This window comes from Myroides guanonis, assembly GCF_900114085.1.
GTDB classification, from domain to species: Bacteria; Bacteroidota; Bacteroidia; order Flavobacteriales; family Flavobacteriaceae; genus Flavobacterium; species Flavobacterium guanonis.
On sequence record NZ_FORU01000005.1, the window covers coordinates 104,095 to 122,612 of the forward strand.

Consider the following 18,518-nt stretch of genomic DNA (forward strand, 5'->3'; position numbering starts at 1 on the left):
TTTGCTTTAAACTCAATTCAAAATAGTTTTATTATCTATCAACTTCAAATGAAATTGTTGATTCATTACCTTCTGCGTCAACAATCGTTAAAAGATGTGTTCCTTTAGAAGCTTCTATACTCAGTTCGTGAAAGTGAGAAGTAGTGCCAATAAATTCACTGTCTAAATACCAGTGTAATAATCCTTTTTTTGACGAAGTAGCAGCCTTTGCGACAAAAGGTTGTATAGTGGATTGAAAGCTTTTAGCTAGATATATTTTAGCTAGATGTTTTGGATATATGAAAACTGGTGGTCTCTTTATGGCTCCCATGCAATCCTCTCTAAAAGAGGGTAATGGTCTATAAGTAGATTGTTGTTTACTATAGTAATAAGCCATAGTAGGAGGTAATACAAACCAAGGTTTTGTATAGATATTTTCACTGGACTCACAACTGAGGTTGACTTGAAAGTTCTCTGCTTCATCAAGATGAAGTAATTCGTGATAAGGGCATAAACCAGTCTTTTTAGCACGTTTGGGAATTAGTTGTTCGCTAGTAGGACAATATTCTTTTGCTAGATAACCACTCTGACTGCATACCTGAGCATATTCTAGGTCATTTAAAGGAGTTTCAAACCACGCAGGAGGATTTGGTAGTAAATTAAACATATCGAACATTATAGGGGCGGCATTTCGGACACCGCTCAATGAAGGACGTCCTTCTCCAGTGGCATTCCCAATCCAAACTCCAACCACATGGTTTTTATCCATTCCTATAGCCCATGCATCTCTTCCGCCATAGCTAGTTCCTGTTTTCCATGCAATTTGTAAGGAAGAGTCAAAATGTTTCCATCCTTGATCTTCATCGGGTCTATTCACCTCTTTTAAGGCTTGCATAGTTTGCCAAATAGCTCCAGCACCTAAGGTTGTTTTTGTAAAACTGCTTTTTCCGAAATCACTTTCTTGTCCCAGTTCCCAATTCAGCGAGTGTACTTCCTTGCTTCGGTATTTTCCGTTGCTCTCTTGATAATAATTTAATGTACCGGACCAACTTGCATAAGCTTTACAAAGATCCCAAAGACTGCTTTCTGCTCCTCCTAAAATTAAGGATAAACCATAATGGTTAGGGTGTTTATTGATGGCACTTAATTCCAATTTTTGTAATTGATCATAGAAACGATAAATTCCATAATCCTGTAACATCAATACAAAGGGAATGTTCAAAGAACGTGAAAGAGCTTGGTGTGCTGGCACAGCGCCATCATAATTCAATTGATGGTTTTGAGGTTTGTAACCAGAAATAATGGTTGGAATATCCGGTACAAGAGCATGAGGTAATAGTGTCGCATCATCTAACATTGCTGCGTATAGAAATGGTTTTAAGATACTGCCAGTACTTCTAGGAGCCGTGATAATATCAACATCTTTTTGATGTTCAGCAGTCGTGGGTGAATTGCCTATATAACTAACAATATTTCTGGTTTTAACATCGACTACTATAACTGCTATATTATATATTTCGGATTGACTATAAAGTTCATAGTAAGATTTAACTATGTTTTGAGCCTGAGCTTGGATGTTGTAATCAACCGTGGTTGTAATTCGTTGTTGTGGTTTGCTCTGAGCAACTTTGGTCAATAAATGAGGTGCTAGTTGAGGCAACGGATGTGGTTTGCCAGGTAGAGGTTCTAGGATTGCAAGTTCATAGGTTTGTTGGTCAATAATGTTTTGTGAGAACAGCTTTTTTAGCAAGGTATTTCTTTTGTTGAATAATATTTCTTGATTTTTACCGGGGTAGATCAAACGAGGAGCATTAGGTAAAACCGCTAAAGTCGCAGATTCAGCCCATGACAGTTGGTCGGCTGTAGTTCCAAAATACCTCCAAGCAGCAGCATCTAAACCTACTACATTACCTCCAAAAGGAGCATGAGCTGCATATAAATTAATGATAGCATCTTTGCTGTATTTGAATTCCAAACGGGTTGCCTGAACGGCTTCTATTAATTTTTCAAAATAGCTTCTTTTCTTTCCGTCTCTTGCTAGTCTGATGGTTTGTTGGGTTAGTGTACTACCTCCTCGAATAACTCTTTTGGCTTTAAAGTTAGTGTATATCGCTTTTGAAATTGAAATGGGATTTATACCCCAATGATATTCAAAGTACGCATCTTCAAATTGGATTAAACACATTTTGAATTTCTCAGGTACCTGATTATGTATAGGAAAGCGCCATTGACCGTCCGCAGCAATTTGTGCCCCCATCAGCGTACCGTCATTACTGTTGATAACAGTAGAGTATGGTTTGTCGAACAAGGGAGATGGCAGGCAAAAACAATATGCAATTAGGGCAATAAGTCCCAATGTACATTTGATTTTGTGTTTGCTAACAAACGATTTGATTCGTTGAAGGAGTAAAGTCATATTTTTATAAATCACAAAGAAATGGTTGTTATGACCATTTCTTTGCGTTTGAATATTTAATAAACAACATCAATCCATTGACCCTGAGTACGCGCTTGATAGTTGGAATCGTACATCGCGTTTGCTTGTGCACCCGGCATATAGTAATGACCCAAATAACTAGCGTTTAGCGTTACTTTTAAAACTTTGGTTTGCTGAGGGTTTAGACTAAAATAAAAGTTAGTTCTATCATCTCGAATATCTGTGTGGTCCACCAAATTAGATTCTGAACCAGCATCTGCATATCGAAGGTTTACAATCTCCCAACCTGAAGGTATAATCTGAGTCAAGGCTATATTTGTTAGCGATTGATTGCCTGTGTTAGTGATAGAAATTTCACAGCTAAACTCGGTTCCTTGCGGTAATGAATTTACGGATAAAGGCATTCCAGTTAGTGTTTTGAATTGAGTGCGCAATTGTAATCCAGATTGTGAAATCAACTCTTCACCGACAGGAAGAATACCACTGTAGTTTAAGTTCACAAAAACTCTAGTGTTATTTTTATTTTCTAAAGTAATACTGTTTTCATTTCGAACACTTTTTAGGTTGTTCTCTATAAAAGCTCTTTTAGTATTTACTTGATTTGAAACAGCGTTGTAATTATAACTTAGAAGCATTCCTTCTGAATTAGCATTTTGCTTTAAGTATTTAGACATTGCATTTAGGGAATAAGCAGTTCCTTGTGTACTCATCCATTGATTAGAAGATAGGCGTTCAGCCAAATCGATTGCTAATTGATGAGCCTTTGTTTTAAGGTTTAAGCTTAAGTATGTTTCCAGTGCCATCGCCATGTTTCGTTCTTCAGAACCAAAATAGAATTTAGTACTGCCTCCCCAAGGAGTGTTATTTGTCAAAGAAAGGGCAGCCTCTTTTTGTCCCGCTAAAGCATAGGCTGCTGCAAGACGCAATTTAGTATCGTTGGAAATTCCTTTGGTTTCTCGGAGTCTATTCATAGAAGCCAAATCAGGAGCCCCAGCTAATGCTAAGGTATAAAGGCGATAACTTTGTGCTAAATCGTTTCCATATCTATTTTCAAAACGCCATTGTCTAGCTGTTTTTTGTTGGAATGAAATCCAATTTGTTTTGCTGTTAACAGGTAATACATAGCCTTTCTTCTCCGCCTCTATGAAGAAGTGACCAATATAAGAAGTAGACCAATCGTCAAAATATCTAGAACCCGTCCAATAAGTGAAACTACCGTCCGCTAATTGATTTGCTGCTAGTTTCTGAATTCCTTTGGTTACATTTTTCTGTATGCTCGATTTTTGAGTAGCAGTTAATTCCATGAAATCAGACAAGTATAGCTGTGGGAAAACACCAGAGGTGATTTGCTCCGAACAACCATGAGGATAGCTGATTAAATAGTTTAAGCGCGAATTTAAGTTCACACCAGGGAAAGTAGAGAATTCCAGAACAGCTTTGTTGCTGTTTGGTATTCCAAATGCCTCCCAGTTGAGTGTAGTTGTCGAATTTGGTTCTAATATTACTTTCTTCTGTTGAAAGCTTTCAGGGTTTGGATTGACAATATCTAATTCTACTTCGTAAAAAGCTTTTTCACGTCCAGAACTCACCTCAATGGCTACTTTTGTAATTCCAGTAGTATTTCCAACCTCCAATTCAAAATAAGCAACTTTTTCATCAGGTTCTTCAAAATAAAGAGATTGAGTTGAAGAGTTTGCCACCTTAAACTTAGAATCGGTTTTAAGCTGAATGTTTACGTTTTTAATGGCATTCTCCATGGCGAATACAGTAACGGGTAAAGTGATTTTTTCACCGGTTACTACTCGTCTAGGAAGAGAGCCAAGCACCATTAAAGGTTTTTTTACAGCGGTTGTTTTCTCTGCCTGTCCGTAAGCTCTTTGTTCTACATTCGAAGCTACTACCATGGTTCTTACTGAACCGATGTAGTTAGGTAGTTTGATAGTATGAGATGCTTTTTTACCTTTCTCAAGTTTAAAAGGACCTTTGAAAATCACAACTGGTTTAAAGCGGTTGGCTTTTTTAACCTTACCTGCTCCTAAGTCTTCGTCTCCACCGATACTAAAAACTTGGTTGATAGTTCCGCTATAGGCTCCAATAACATCGTTGTAAACATCCCAAGTTTTAACCCCAAGTGCCACTTTAGCGTAAAAACTATCCCAAGGTCTAGGGGTTGCAAAGCGGGTTAAGTCTAGTAAACCTTCTTCGACGATTGCTATGGTATAGGTCATTGATTGACCTGATTTCTCACTTACTTCAACTTTGAATTCTTGTTCAGGTTGTAATGCGTCAGGCATTTTTATAACAGGTTCTAAAATAGATGCCTTGTTGTGAACAAGTAAAGGAACAATACCATAAAGACGTATAGGTGCATTGTTTAAAGTGCTAGCATGTGGTTGAATCAAAGTGATGTTCACATACGCATTCGGTGCCATATTTTCAAGTATGTCGAGTTCGAAAACAGTTTCTCCTTTTGCTGTTTCAACCCAATGTGTTTCCAGAACTTGAGATCCATTTTCAATAGATATTAAGGCACGACCACCTTCACTAGATGGGAATGATATTTTAGCTTTGTCCTTAACAGAATAGTCTTTTTTGTCCAATGCGATAGAAAGCGTAACAGCTTCCTGACCTGCATTGTTTTTTGATTTACCAGACCAATAAGGCCAATCTATATAAAAGCTTTGGGAAGCAATATGACCGCTATCTAAATTGGTAACTACTAATTCATAACGTCCCCAATCTTCATCTGGAATCAGTGTTTCAAATGAAGCCTGACCTTGTGCATTGGTTCTAACAGTTGTACTGCTATATAATTGATGGTGTAGGGAGGTGCTGTAGTTAGAAATTCCATTATCAGAAGAATCCCACCACCATTGAGAATCTATTCTATATAAATCTACTTGAAGATTTGCAGTAACGGCTTGTCCTTTTGCAGAAAGTGCTTGAAGTTTAAAACTGTTTTTAACGCCTGTTTCCAACATGCCGTATTTGTTTCCTTCTGGACTTGCAATACCAACATAAGAAGGAAAAGGAGCATAGGTAACGCTCGATACATCTGTGCTCACATCTCCGCCTTGCTCGTGTATTTTAGTGGTTACTAATAATTGTAACATACCCGTATCACTAGCTGAGGTTATCTTGGGAAACACAAACGAAAAAGCACCGCTTTCATCTGTTCTACCTGAAAACAAGTTTAGTTCTTCTTGGTAGTTAGAAGAAAGACTATTGTTGAAAGAATATTTTTCAAACCCCTTAAAGCTTGTTTTTTGATGGCGTAGTTTGGCTTGTACTTCTGCTTTCAGATTCTTTGCTACGGTACCTTGTAGCCAATTTATTTGATAATGAACGGTTTTTTGAACCCCAGCTTGAATAACACTGCCTTCAATATCATTTTTGATTTTTAGGCGGTTAGGTTTTATGGTTTCTATTTTTATACGTTTATAGAATTTAGCACCACCAACACTTATTTGCACTTCCCAGTTACCTGTTGGAGCATTTTCAAGAGTGATTAACTCAAAAGTATAGTGATTTTCTTTATTCTTAAAAGTTGTTTGTTGTAGTACTACTTTTCCGTAAGGATCGGTTAGGCGTAAGTTTATAGGATGTTTTTCAGGTAATTGACGAGCGCCATCATCAAGGATGAAACCTAAATGAATTGCGTCTCCAGGACGCCATACGCCTCGCTCGGAATAAATAAATCCTTGAAGCCCTTTTTGTAAACTAGCTCCATCTACATCAAAATTACTAACAGATAGAGAGGTACCGTCGTCTAGACGAACATAGGTCGTATTCTTGTTTTTTTTAACAACTGCAAAATAAGCTGTTTTTTCCAACAGTATGTTTGCGATACCAGTATTGTTAGTCTCTAGTTTTTGCAAAAGTTGTTGCTGGTAGTCGAATATCTCTATACTAGCATTTGCTACAGGTTCCGTTGTGATTAGATTAGAAACTATAAAAGTATAATTCTGATTGCTTCCTTTCTTGACAATCACAGCTAAATCTGTAGCTAGTATATTTGTAGATACTTCTCTGTTATAATAGTAGGAGCTATGGCAAGGATTATCTCTTTCTTCCCAACGGTAGTTCATATAAAAATCAGAGTCGTAATAATCGTACTCATCCCCAAAGTTTTCTTCGGTGTCGTCTTCAGAGGTTTCTTCTTCTACAACAGTCTCTTCTCCTTGACAAGGATAGTTAGAATAACTTCTTTTGAAAGAAAATTCAACTCTGTAGATAGCTCCAGGATTAGGTTCAATAAGTGAAGACAAGTCTAAAGCGTATGAGCCCCATTGTCTTGAGGTCTGAGAGGAAGTAGTAAGTTCTAACGTCTTTTTTGCGATAGGTGAAGCTACTTTTCTCAGGTCGTATTTACTGTCAAGTGCGTTGTCTTGAAGAAATTGCAACACGTTGTTTTCAAAAATCTGATATACTTTCACATCGACTTTCTTTAAGTTGATAGCTTGAAAGTTTATTTTTAGGTTTTGTGAACTCGGCAATATAGTTCCACTTTTAATCAGACGAACCTCTGGCTTTGGAAGCTCAAAGTTCATTTCAAAAGTTTCTGTTGTAGTTGTTTTTACACCATTGCTACTTTCAATACCTGGATGAATAGTAAGGGTTAGGTTTTGGTTAAAAGGAGTATCACTACTCACTTTTAAAAGATTTCCATGCGTGCTAAATACTATTCTATCTTGGTGATTCAGGGTGATTAAACCGTCAAAGTCTTGATTCTTTTTTAATGTTTCTGAGAAATTGATTGAAAACGATTGCTGGTTGTCTAGATTGTTGTCTAGAATAGTTTTAAAAGCTTTGAAAACATTTCTTGCAGGAATGTCTTCTTCTACTTGACCTTTCAGTGTTTGATTGTCTATAGATTGATCCCAAAAAACCAATAGTTTTTCAACATCTGCTTGTCTTTTTATGTTCGAAATGCTAAAATCAAATACAGTCGCATCCACATCTGCGGAACCAGATACGTCTACTTTTAATTTTTGGCTACCCGTTTTTGCTTGAAGTAATTCTTCTACTTGCTTTTTAGACATCCAATCACTTGCGGTTAAACGACCATTAACCAAATAGGAATCTTCATCAAGAGATTGAAAATCTAACAAGTCCACTTGAACGTTTAAAGGAGAGGTCAATACCAAGAAATGAAAGTTCTTTAATTCATTAGGAACTTCTGTGAATTTAGAAAGATGTAAAGTGATTCTGTATTTTTCACCATGCTTTAGAGCTTCATTTGGAACAAATGATAAGGTGTTGTTTGGTAGGTATATCACTTTACCCTTAACATTGGGTTCAATGCTAAAAAACTTGTCATCTAATTCTTGATTTGGTGTCCAACCTTCAGGGGTGGTTTTCAAGCCCACTTGAAAAGTCCCTTTAGAAGAAATCATACCAGAAGTATAACTAGTGATAAAATCTTTAAAAAGAGTGGGGTCAGAAAGTTCAGCGTTCTTTTGATTACCACAAGATTGAACTAGTAGTGTAAGGACGGTAAGGAGTAGTAAATGGAACCGTTTCATAGCAGTTGTTTATTTAGTTATCTTCTTTTTGTAAAAAAGGAAAGCATTAAGTCACGGCACGGGTTTTCCAGAACTCCGGTTGTGATAGTTGTTTTTGGATGTAATTGACCACCTAAAGAGCGAAAACCTCTTTTTTCATCAGAAGCTCCAAAAACCACACGAGAAATTTGACTCCAATAGAGAGCTCCTGCACACATTTGACAAGGTTCTAGTGTTACAAAAAGCGTACAGTCCTTCAAGTATTTTCCACCGATATAGTTAGCCGCAGATGATATCGCTTGGATTTCAGCATGAGCAGTGACATCACAGAGTAATTCTGTTAGGTTGTGAGATTTTGCAATCACTTGTTGATTGGAAACCACTATAGCTCCAACCGGAATTTCTCCTTTGTCGAAGGCTAGTTGAGCTTCTTTTAAAGCCATTTGCATAAAATACTCATCAGTAAACAGATCCATCATTTTTAAAGCTAAAAGGGGTTTGTGAACTCAAAAGTAAAAACAATATCGTAATTTTGTTTTTAATTACACCTAAAATGTCTGATTTACTATCAAAAATAGCGGTTCCCGGGGATATACGAATGTTGGAAATCCCGGAATTATCCACCTTAGCTCACGAAGTGCGGCAATTTATTATTGATATAGTCGCTGTTAAAGAAGGGCATCTAGGAGCTAGTCTGGGAGTAGTTGAGTTAACCATAGCATTACACTATGTTTTTAACACACCAGATGATTTATTGGTTTGGGATGTAGGACATCAAGCTTACGGTCATAAAATACTTACAGGTAGGAAAAATGATTTCCATACCAATCGACAAAAAGGTGGAATTAGTGGGTTCCCGAATAGAAAGGAAAGTATTTATGACACCTTTGGAGTTGGACATTCTTCAACAGCTATCTCCGCAGCTTTAGGAATGGCAATTGCATCTAAATTGCAGAAAAAAACTAAAAGACAGCATGTCGCTGTAGTTGGAGATGCTTCTATCGCATCAGGTATGGCATTTGAGGGATTGAATCATGCTGGGGTTAGCGATGCAAATATTCTGGTAATACTCAATGATAATGCTATTGGTATAGATCCTAGTGTAGGGGCTTTAAAAGATTATTTAACTTCGGTTAAATCTGGAATAAACCCACCTGAAAATAATATGATAAAATCGTTGAATTTCGATTATTCTGGTCCTATCGATGGACATGATTTGCCGAGATTGATTCGAGAATTAAAAAGACTTAAAAAAGTAAAGGGACCTAAGTTCCTGCATGTGATAACTACAAAGGGAAAGGGACTTAAACAAGCTGAAGAGAATCAGGTAAAATACCACGCTCCGGGTAAGTTTGACAATCTAACAGGGGAGTTATTACCCAACGATGAAGGGCATTTACCCGCGAAGTATCAAGATGTTTTTGGATTGACGTTAGTGGAATTAGCTACTAAAAACCAAAAGATTGTTGGAATAACTCCTGCTATGCCAACAGGGAGTTCCATGAAGTTTATGATGGATGCATTTCCCGAACGAGGTTTTGATGTAGGAATTGCTGAACAGCATGCTGTAACATTAGCAGCTGGGATGGCAACTCAAGGGTTATTGCCTTTCTGTGCTATCTATTCCACTTTTTTGCAACGGGCTTATGACCAAGTGATACACGATGTTGCTCTGCAACAATTACCAGTTGTTTTTTGTTTGGATAGAGCTGGCTTAGTTGGAGAAGATGGGGCTACACATCATGGGCTCTATGATTTAGCATATCTTAATTGCATTCCACAAATACAAATCGTTGCTCCAATTAATGAATTGGAGTTGAGAAATTTGTTGTATACTGTTCAGTTAGGGATCGAATATCCTATTGCAATTCGCTATCCTAGAGGTAGAGGGGTGTTGAAAGATTGGAAAAAACCTTTTGAGAAACTTGATTTGAAAAAGGTGAAAATGTTGAAAAAGGGAACTAGTAGTGCTTTTTTAACTACCGGTACTATTGGTAATAATGTTATAAGTGCATTTGAGAGAGCTACTAATAACAAATGGGGGCATTATCATTTTTTAAGTGTAAAACCAATTGATGAAACGGTACTTCATGAGCTTTGTAAAATATATAAAAAATTAGTTACAATAGAAGATGGAACGGTAAAGGGTGGATTTGGCAGTATTATTGCTAATTTTGTAGCTGAGAATTATACCGATGTTGAATTGGAAATAAAAGGTGTGCCCGATGAATACATTGAACACGCCACTGTTGTTGAACAGCAAGAGTATTGCGGTATAGATACACAAGCTATTGTTGAAATAATAAATAATTAATGAATTCGATTACTTTACTTTTAAAAAATACCATCAAAATAATACTATTAGGAATGTCCTTAATTCTTTTTCAAGGGGTATATGCTCAGGAAACGGAAACAGTTAAGGATACAGTAAAATTCCGTGTTGCAGATAAAGTAGGAGACAAAGATGTCAGTGCACAGAATAATCCTTTCAATCCTCTTATGGGATTTTTACCTTTAAAGAATAACAGTGTAACCTCAAATAGAACTCGGATAGCGGTTATGTTTGATGGTAATAATGCAATACCTTATTTTAAACCAGAGATTTTTGTAGAAAGAAACAAGCCTAAATTAGCGCCTATAGTTGCTAATTATGTTCCAGCAAAAATCAACCTAAATTTCATACCTAAGAATGATACAATCATTGGGTATTGGGATAAAATTGTAAAGACGGGGTTAGATATGAATCAGATTTCGTTTGTGAATTGGAGTTCTGGGGGGGATAATTCTATTTCTGGTTTGGCCAAGATAGACTTGGGACTAAAGTTTACAAAAGGACGTTTGATATGGGATACCAATTTAGCTGTTCGTTATGGTTTAAATCAGCAAGAAGGTAGAGAGATGCGAAAAACAGATGACGTTTTGGAATTGAATTCTACTTTCGGATATAAATCAGGAACTCTTTCCGATTGGTATTATACTTCTAAGTTGAATTTTAAGACGCAATTTACAGAGGGTTATGCTTATCCGAATGTGGAGCAACCTATATCTATGTTTATGGCTCCAGCTTATTTGTTTCTAGGGGTGGGTGCTGAGTATTCTGAACCTATGACGAATATGAAATTCTATATTGCACCAATTACTTTGAAGTCGACATTTGTAATGGATGAAACACTTGCGAATCAGGGGGCTTTTGGTGTAGATGCAGCTGTTTACGATGAGAATGGTGTGCTTGTGAGTAAAGGTAAGAATTCAAGAAGTGAAGTAGGTCTTTTGTTGAGCAATGAATGGAAGAGGGAGATTTTTAAGAATATAACTATAGATCATAAATTATCATTGTATACAGACTATGTTAATGGGTTTGGAAATGTGGATATCAGCTGGCAAATATCATTTGATATGAAAATCAATGATTTTGTAAAAGCTAATGTTGGTGCTCAATTGATTTATGACGATAATATTAAGAATAAGCGAGAGGTTAATGGAGAACAAATTATAGAAGGGCCAAGAGTGCAATTTAAACAGCTTCTCGGTGTAGGATTGGCATATACTTTTTAGTATTTTTATACACTAAATACAATAATTATGAATAGAAAGGTAGCTTGTTTGTTAAGTGTCTTTTGGTGTTTAACGGGCTTTTCACAAGCTCTGGAAAAAGATAGCATCGTTTTACCGTCTAGTCATGCACCAGATTTAAAATACAGAGAGGACCAATTTTATTTTGGTGTCACTCACTCTATTCTTCAAGATAAACCTAAGGGGTTCTCACCTCGAACACTGTCTTTAGGTGTTCAATTCGGTTTTTTAAGAGACTTTCCAATAAATGAGAGCAGAACCATTGCTATAGCACCTGGTGTGGGATATTCCTATTTTAATCTTCATAATAATCTTGCGGTTATGCCGAGCAATGAATTTGTTATAATGGAAAGTTATAATAGAAATGCACAGAATAGGCATTATATTGATTTTCCACTAGAATTGCGTTGGAGAACTTCTACTCCTGATAGTCACAAGTTTTGGCGTGTGTATGTGGGGCTTAAAGCAAGTTATCTTTTGACTAATAAAAACAGTACTTCCGATGAATTGGGAACAAGTTTTTTGCAGAAGAATATGGTTAATTTGAACAAGTGGACTTATAGTATGTATGTATCTGCAGGGTTCAATACGTGGAATCTACATGTTTCTTATGGATTGAATAATATCTATAAAGATAATTTGTTTGAAGGAGATTCAAATAAGCTTCGTTATTTCAACGCTGGTTTGATGTTTTATATCTTATAGGGCTATTATAGTCCACAAGATAAGCTGAGGGATTAATCCTAATAAAAAACCTCCAATAACTTCTTTAGTAGTATGTGCTTTTAGAAAAAGTCTAGAAGTTGCGGTTAGCCCAAGAGCGAAAATCAGCAAAATAGTACCTATCAAATGTGCCTCATAAAAGTGTAGAGAAAACAACACATAAAAAGCTAATAAGGCTGTTATGTTTGCTACGTGTACGCTGAGCTTTTTTCCAAAAAGCAAACATATAGTCAACCCGATATAGGTGTACATCAACCCCCAAATAAAAAGGTTGAATTCATATACGTTGTTCGCTTGTAGAATATAGTTCTTTAATAAGAATAGCAGACCTATTTGAATTAAGAAGGGAGTAATCCTTTCTTTTTTATTGTGAACCATTATGCTGGACTTCAATGCGTGTAGCGAATGCAATAGAAAGTAAATAGCAGTAGGAATTAGAAAGGTTGTAACTACAACCTGACCAATAGTAATGCTTATTTCCAAAGGTTGAAAAAACACATAGGCATCTAAAAAGTACAGCAAAATCGCTAGTGTTGGAATAACAATAGGATGGAAAATGTAGGAGAAAAAAGAAATTGTTTTTCTCATTTTTCTATTGCTTATATTTTTTTACGCATTCTAGCCACTGGAATGTCTAGTTGTTCTCTGTATTTTGCAACAGTTCTTCGAGCGATTGGATACCCTTTTTCTTTTAGCAATTCGGCAAGCTTATCATCTGGATGAGGTTTTTTCTTGTCTTCATCGCGAATGATATGTTCTAAAATCTTTTTGATTTCAATAGTAGAAACTTCTTCTCCTTGGTCGTTCATCATCGCTTCCGAGAAGAACGTCTTAATCAATTTGGTTCCATAAGGAGTTTCAACATACTTGCTGTTTGCAACTCTAGAAACCGTTGAAATATCTAAACCAACCACATCGGCTATATCCTTTAGAATCATCGGTTTTAGCTTTGTTTCATCTCCAGTAAGGAAATACTCGTTTTGATACTCCATAATGGCGCTCATGGTCACAAAAAGGGTTTCTTGGCGCTGTTTAATGGCGTCTATAAACCATTTGGCTCCATCTAGCTTTTGTTTGATGAATTGAACTGCGTCTTTTTGTGCGTTAGAAGCTTTTGAAGAATCTTTATATGTCTGCAACATCTCCTGATAGTCTTTAGAAATGTGTAGTTCTGGAGCATTTCTGCCGTTTAAACTTAGTTCTAATTCTCCATCGATGATTTTGATAGAAAAATCAGGAATAACGTGTTCTATGATTTTATTATTTCCAGAGAAAGCTCCACCTGGTTTTGGGTTAAGGCGCTCTATTTCGTCTATAGCTGCGCGCAATAGGTCTTTAGAAACTCCATATTTAAGTAGCAATTTATCATAGTGCTTTTTGGTAAAAGCATCAAATTGATTTTGTATGATGTTAATTGCAAATTCAACAGACTCACTAGGTGTTTTATGACGCAATTGCAACAATAAACATTCTTGTAAATCTCTAGCACCAACACCTGCTGGTTCTAGTTCATGGATTATTTGCAATACTTGGGTAACGGTTTCCTCATCTGTATAGATACCTTGAGTAAAAGCTAAGTCGTCGACAATGTCGGAAATAGCTCTTCGAATGTATCCCATATCGTCAATACTTCCAACAAGAAATTCGGCTATGCTTCTTTCTTGGTCATCTAGGATGAAAGTGTTTAACTGGTTTAACAAGTCTTGGTGAAAACTTACAGATGCTATAATAGGCGATTCGTAATCATCGTCATCTTGACTGTAGTTGTTCGCTTGAAGTTTATAGTCAGGTGTTTCGTCATCGCTTAAATATTCGTCGATATTGATGTCTTCTGTCTCAATGCGTTCATTGTCGTAATCGTCGAACTCATCGTTATTGTCAAATTCATCCATCTCGTTGATGTCTTCTTCTTTTCCAGATTCCAATGCCGGATTCTCAATCATCTCTTCTTTCAGCCTTTGTTCAAAAGCAAGCGTAGGCAATTGAATCAGCTTCATCAGTTGAATCTGCTGAGGTGAAAGTTTTTGAGATAGTTTAAGTTGTAAGTTCTGTTTAAGCATTGTTTTGAAAATAAAAAGATAATACTAGCAATAAAAAAATGTTTACTTTATTCGCTTTCAATTTTATCAAATTTAATAAAATTAGCGGATAAAGTAAACATTTAAAATAAATACAGTTAATGTTAGAACTCAGCGTTTTGTGGAGTTCTTGGGAAAGGAATCACATCTCTGATGTTTGTCATTCCAGTAACAAACAGCACTAGACGCTCAAATCCAAGTCCAAAACCACTATGTGTAGCAGTACCAAACTTACGAGTTTCTAAATACCACCATAACTCTTCTTGGTCAACACCCATGGCTTCCATGCGCTCAACCAATTTGTCATAGCGTTCTTCTCTTTGAGAACCTCCAACAATCTCTCCAATTCCAGGGAATAGGATATCCATGGCACGAACGGTTTTTCCGTCTTCGTTCATTCTCATATAAAATGCTTTAATATCAGCTGGGTAATCAAATAAGATTACTGGACATTTAAAGTGTTTTTCTACCAAGAAACGCTCATGCTCACTTTGTAAGTCAGCACCCCATTCGTTGATTAGATATTTGAATTTTTTATTTTTATTAGGTTTACAACCTTTTAAAATATCAATAGCTTCTGTGTAGCTAACGCGTTTGAAATTGTTCTCTAATACAAAGTTTAATTTTTGTAAAAGACTCATATCGCTTCGTTCAGCTTGTGGTTTGTTTTTTTCTTCGCTTAATAAACGTTCTTCTAAGAACTGTAGATCGTCTTCACACTTTTCAAGTACGTATTTAATAACGTATTTAATAAAGTCTTCAGCCAAATCCATGTTGTCGTCAAGATTGTTGAAAGCAACTTCAGGTTCAATCATCCAAAACTCAGCTAAGTGTCTTGAAGTGTTTGAGTTTTCAGCGCGGAAAGTAGGGCCAAAAGTATAAACTTGACCTAAAGCCATTGCATATGCTTCTGCTTCTAATTGACCAGAAACGGTAAGGTTAGTAGTTTTTCCGAAGAAATCTTCGCTGAAATCAATAGAACCATCTTCTTTCTTAGGAAGATTGTCTAATGGTAAAGAAGTAACTCTAAACATTTCTCCAGCACCTTCAGCGTCAGAACCAGTTATAATTGGGGCATTGAAATAAACAAAGCCTTTGTCTTGAAAATATTTGTGAACAGCATAAGATAGAACACTTCTAACACGCATAATTGCGCCAAAAGCATTTGTTCTAACTCTAAGGTGAGCTTGTTCACGTAAAAATTCTAAAGAGTGTTTTTTAGGTTGAATAGGATATTCATCTGGATTAGCTTCCCCTAATACCTCTAGATTGTTTACTTGAATCTCTACATTTTGACCAGCGCCTTTACTTTCCACCAAAGTTCCAGTAACAGATATTGCTGCTCCTGTATGAATCTTTTTTAATAAATCAGCAGGTAAATTCTCAAAATCAACTACACATTGGATGTTTTTGATTGTAGAACCATCATTTAATGCGATAAATTGATTGTTTCTAAAAGTTCGAACCCATCCTTTAGCTTTTACTTCGTGTAAAAAATTCGTGCTATTAATTAGATCAATAATTTTGGTATGCTTCATTGTTGCTTGTTATATTTAATGTAAAAAATATCAATTCTAGAAAATCTAAAATACCTGCAAAGATACTAAAAATATGTATGGAATAGTAGAGATGAGAGAAATTAGAAGGGTTGTGGTTTCTTAGTTTTAGAACTCCCATTCTTTACTTTATGATTTTGTCTCCAAATATCTAGTTTTTAATAAATTTAATTTGAGATGTGTTTCCTGATTTTTCAATTTGTAAAAAGTAGATTCCTGTTGCTAGGTTCTGTATGTCTATAAGATAGCCAGAGGTGTTTTCTTGAAAATCTGTTTTGTACGACCTTCCCATTATATCAAATACAGTTATGTTTTCGAAATCTATTTCAGTATTTAAATTCAGATTTGTTGATGCTGGATTTGGGTATAAAAGTAACTGAGTGCCGGCAAAGGAGTTTAAAGATAGGTTTTCTATCTGTATGGTTTTGCTGGTTTTGCTCGATTCTCCACATTTGGTTATAGTTAGGGTAACTGTATATGTTCCTTTTTTAGTATATGTATGAACTGGTGTAGCTGTATTGTCAGTTGTTCCATCTCCAAAATCCCATTCATAAGTGTCTGCATTGGTAGAAAAATCTAGGAAACTGATGGTTTCATCAGTAGCGTTGTAATCGAAATCTGCTATAGGCATTTGATTTAAGAGGTTCCATGCTTTCATGTTGTTGTAAACGACAGTTTTAACAGCTTCTTGAATAGCAGCTAAAGCTGGAGCAGGCAATGAGTTTGCAAAGGTTGAAGCGTAAGGGTCTCTTTTAAAGAAAACGGTATAAAAGGTATATGCAGATGCCATTGCCCCAAATTGAGATGGATGCGATTCATCGCTAGAATATAAATCATAAGCGGGATAGTTATTGATTAGATAACGCCACACAGCACCCACTGGAGAAATAATTCCTTTATTGTTGTTTGCTAGGTTTTTGTATGTATTGCTAATTAAATCATCCATACCTAAATAAGTGCATACGGGAGGCCATGTAGGACAGTTTCCAGCGTCTCCATATTTTCGTCCCCATGTCATATAGAAGGTTACTTCAGTACATGGGTTGCTGTTTTTTATTTGTTTGCTTAATGTGGCAGCATAGGGAGCGACTAAGTTGTTGACATCGGGTGTAGGGAAAGAGGGGAGTTGACTTTGCTCTTGTAGTACAACATAGTTCCAATCTCCTATGTCAATAGTGTTCTTTACATAAGTATTTTCTGAATGCTGTTTTAAAGTTGCTCCTCCTGGTGTGTGTGCTTCATAAATTAATTGGTCACCTGAGTCTTTAGCAATTTTCTCAATCAAATCTGGAATATTTTCTGTTGCGGTATAGCTGTTTCCTATGAAAAATACTTTTTTTGTTTTTTGGGACCATAGGACTATGCTGCATAATAGAAAAAAGAGGATAGTTGTTAATTTCATAAAGAGCTTATTTGATAATTTATGTTTTAATATTGTTAAAAATTACTCAAATATAGAAAATTGAAAGAGAATAACTGTGATGTTGTGTTTCTTTTGAATGGAAATAAATACTTTTTTTGATAAAAATATTTTAAATACAGAAATGGATGCTTGTTTGGTTTTTAAAATATTAAATTAAAAATAATATACAGCAAAAGTGTTTGTGTAGACTATCTTTGCAAACTTAATTTTGAAAGTTACTATTATGAATTGGTTGTTGTTAATTATAGGTGGACTGTTTGAAGTAGGGTTTGCATCTTGTTTAGGAAAGGCAAAAGAAACTTCGGGAACTACTTCGGCTTTATGGATGGTTGGTTTTTTCGTTTGCTTGAGCATCAGTATGTTTTTGCTTTATAAAGCAACTCAGACATTGCCGATTGGAACGGCTTATGCTGTTTGGACGGGAATAGGTGCTGTAGGTACTGTTTTGGTTGGAATATTTGTCTTTAAGGAATCAGTAGATTTTTGGAGAGTCTTCTTTATCTCAACACTTATTGCATCCATTATTGGATTGAAGTTTGTTTCAAATTAAATTATGATAAAGAAACTATAGAAGGCGCTTTTATTTGAGCGTCTTTTTTTGTGATTATTTAAAGGATAAAAAAAATCCGATTCAATTGAATCGGATTTTTTTGTTATAGTGAAGTGTTTAATATAATTAAACAGTCATGATTTCTACTTCTTTCACAGCATAAACTTCGTCTACTTTTTTGATATAAGTATCAGTAAGTTTTTGAATGCTGTCTTCTGCAATTTTACAAATATCCTCAGAAGTTCCGTCTTTCTCTTCTTTTTTGATATCGTTATTCGCGTCCTTACGTACGTTTCGAATACTTACTTTAGCATCCTCAGCTTCTGATTTAGCTTGTTTAGCTAATTCTTTACGTCTTTCTTCTGTTAATGCCGGAATGTTTATAATGATGTTTTCCCCATTGTTCATAGGATTAAGTCCTAAGTTAGCAATCATGATTGCTTTTTCAATTGGTTGTAACATACTTTTTTCCCATGGGGTCACTGAAAGTGTACGTGCATCGGGAACATTTACATTAGCTACTTGAGACAATGGTGTTGGAGAACCGTAATAATCTACAAAAACACTACCTAACATTTGTGGAGATGCTTTTCCAGCACGGATGTTTAAAAACTGTTTCTCTAAGTGAGCTATAGAGTTTTCCATTAGCTCTTTTGCGCCTGAGATTATAAAATTTATTTCTTCAGTCATAATGT

The 18,518-nt window shown here is 35.8% G+C and carries 12 protein-coding genes; 4 read left to right on the forward strand and 8 right to left on the reverse strand.

The genetic code is table 11. The features are described 5' to 3' along the window. Positions 1–31: 31 nt before the first annotated feature. Genes pbpC through BM024_RS06185 form a run of 3 tightly spaced genes read right to left on the reverse strand, consistent with a single transcriptional unit; the run spans position 32 to position 8,399 of the window. The gene (pbpC, locus tag BM024_RS06175) at positions 32–2,395 is read right to left on the reverse strand and encodes a penicillin-binding protein 1C (RefSeq protein ID WP_090678591.1); all 2,364 of its coding nucleotides are present in this window, start codon (positions 2,393–2,395) and stop codon (positions 32–34) included. A gap of 56 nt (positions 2,396–2,451) precedes the next feature. After that, the gene (locus BM024_RS06180) at positions 2,452–7,941 is read right to left on the reverse strand and encodes an alpha-2-macroglobulin family protein (protein WP_090678592.1); all 5,490 of its coding nucleotides are present in this window, start codon (positions 7,939–7,941) and stop codon (positions 2,452–2,454) included. A 17-nt stretch (positions 7,942–7,958) separates the two neighbouring features. Beyond that, on the reverse strand, positions 7,959–8,399 hold the full coding sequence (locus BM024_RS06185) for a nucleoside deaminase (RefSeq protein ID WP_177190167.1): 441 nt from the start codon (positions 8,397–8,399) through the stop codon (positions 7,959–7,961). Positions 8,400–8,473: 74 nt separating this feature from the next. Between BM024_RS06185 and BM024_RS06190 the strand changes: the two genes are divergently transcribed. Genes BM024_RS06190 through BM024_RS06200 form a run of 3 tightly spaced genes read left to right on the forward strand, consistent with a single transcriptional unit; the run spans position 8,474 to position 12,198 of the window. Continuing rightward, positions 8,474–10,234 (forward strand): 1-deoxy-D-xylulose-5-phosphate synthase, encoded by a 1,761-nt coding sequence (locus tag BM024_RS06190; protein WP_090678593.1) that lies wholly within the window; start codon positions 8,474–8,476, stop codon positions 10,232–10,234. Then, complete coding sequence (locus tag BM024_RS06195) at positions 10,234–11,475, forward strand: DUF3078 domain-containing protein (RefSeq protein WP_245753864.1); 1,242 nt, start codon at positions 10,234–10,236, stop codon at positions 11,473–11,475. Before BM024_RS06190 ends, BM024_RS06195 begins: the two co-directional genes overlap by 1 nt. Before the next feature lie 27 nt (positions 11,476–11,502). After that, a complete protein-coding gene (locus BM024_RS06200; RefSeq protein WP_090678594.1) occupies positions 11,503–12,198 on the forward strand; it encodes a porin family protein in 696 nt (231 codons plus the stop codon). On the opposite strand, the gene BM024_RS06205 is transcribed toward BM024_RS06200, so the two are convergent. The 4 genes from BM024_RS06205 to BM024_RS06220 all read right to left on the reverse strand — a co-directional run bounded on the left by BM024_RS06205 (position 12,193) and on the right by BM024_RS06220 (position 17,252). After that, positions 12,193–12,804 carry a hypothetical protein gene (locus BM024_RS06205; protein WP_143077731.1) on the reverse strand — a complete coding sequence of 204 codons (612 nt, stop codon included), beginning with the start codon at positions 12,802–12,804 and terminating at the stop codon, positions 12,193–12,195. The two genes, BM024_RS06200 and BM024_RS06205, sit on opposite strands and share 6 nt — an antisense overlap. Before the next feature lie 11 nt (positions 12,805–12,815). After that, on the reverse strand, positions 12,816–14,276 hold the full coding sequence (gene rpoN / locus BM024_RS06210; protein WP_090678596.1) for an RNA polymerase factor sigma-54: 1,461 nt from the start codon (positions 14,274–14,276) through the stop codon (positions 12,816–12,818). 122 nt (positions 14,277–14,398) lie between these two features. Next, positions 14,399–15,832 (reverse strand): asparagine--tRNA ligase, encoded by a 1,434-nt coding sequence (asnS, locus tag BM024_RS06215; protein WP_090678597.1) that lies wholly within the window; start codon positions 15,830–15,832, stop codon positions 14,399–14,401. A 169-nt stretch (positions 15,833–16,001) separates the two neighbouring features. After that, on the reverse strand, positions 16,002–17,252 hold the full coding sequence (locus tag BM024_RS06220; protein ID WP_090678598.1) for a PKD domain-containing protein: 1,251 nt from the start codon (positions 17,250–17,252) through the stop codon (positions 16,002–16,004). A 244-nt stretch (positions 17,253–17,496) separates the two neighbouring features. On the opposite strand from BM024_RS06220, the gene BM024_RS06225 reads away from it, so the two are divergent. After that, positions 17,497–17,823, forward strand: coding sequence for a DMT family transporter (locus BM024_RS06225; RefSeq protein WP_090678599.1), 327 nt, complete (start codon positions 17,497–17,499; stop codon positions 17,821–17,823). Between the two features lie 126 nt (positions 17,824–17,949). On the opposite strand, the gene frr is transcribed toward BM024_RS06225, so the two are convergent. After that, positions 17,950–18,513 (reverse strand): ribosome recycling factor, encoded by a 564-nt coding sequence (gene frr / locus BM024_RS06230; protein WP_090678600.1) that lies wholly within the window; start codon positions 18,511–18,513, stop codon positions 17,950–17,952. Positions 18,514–18,518 lie beyond the last annotated feature (5 nt).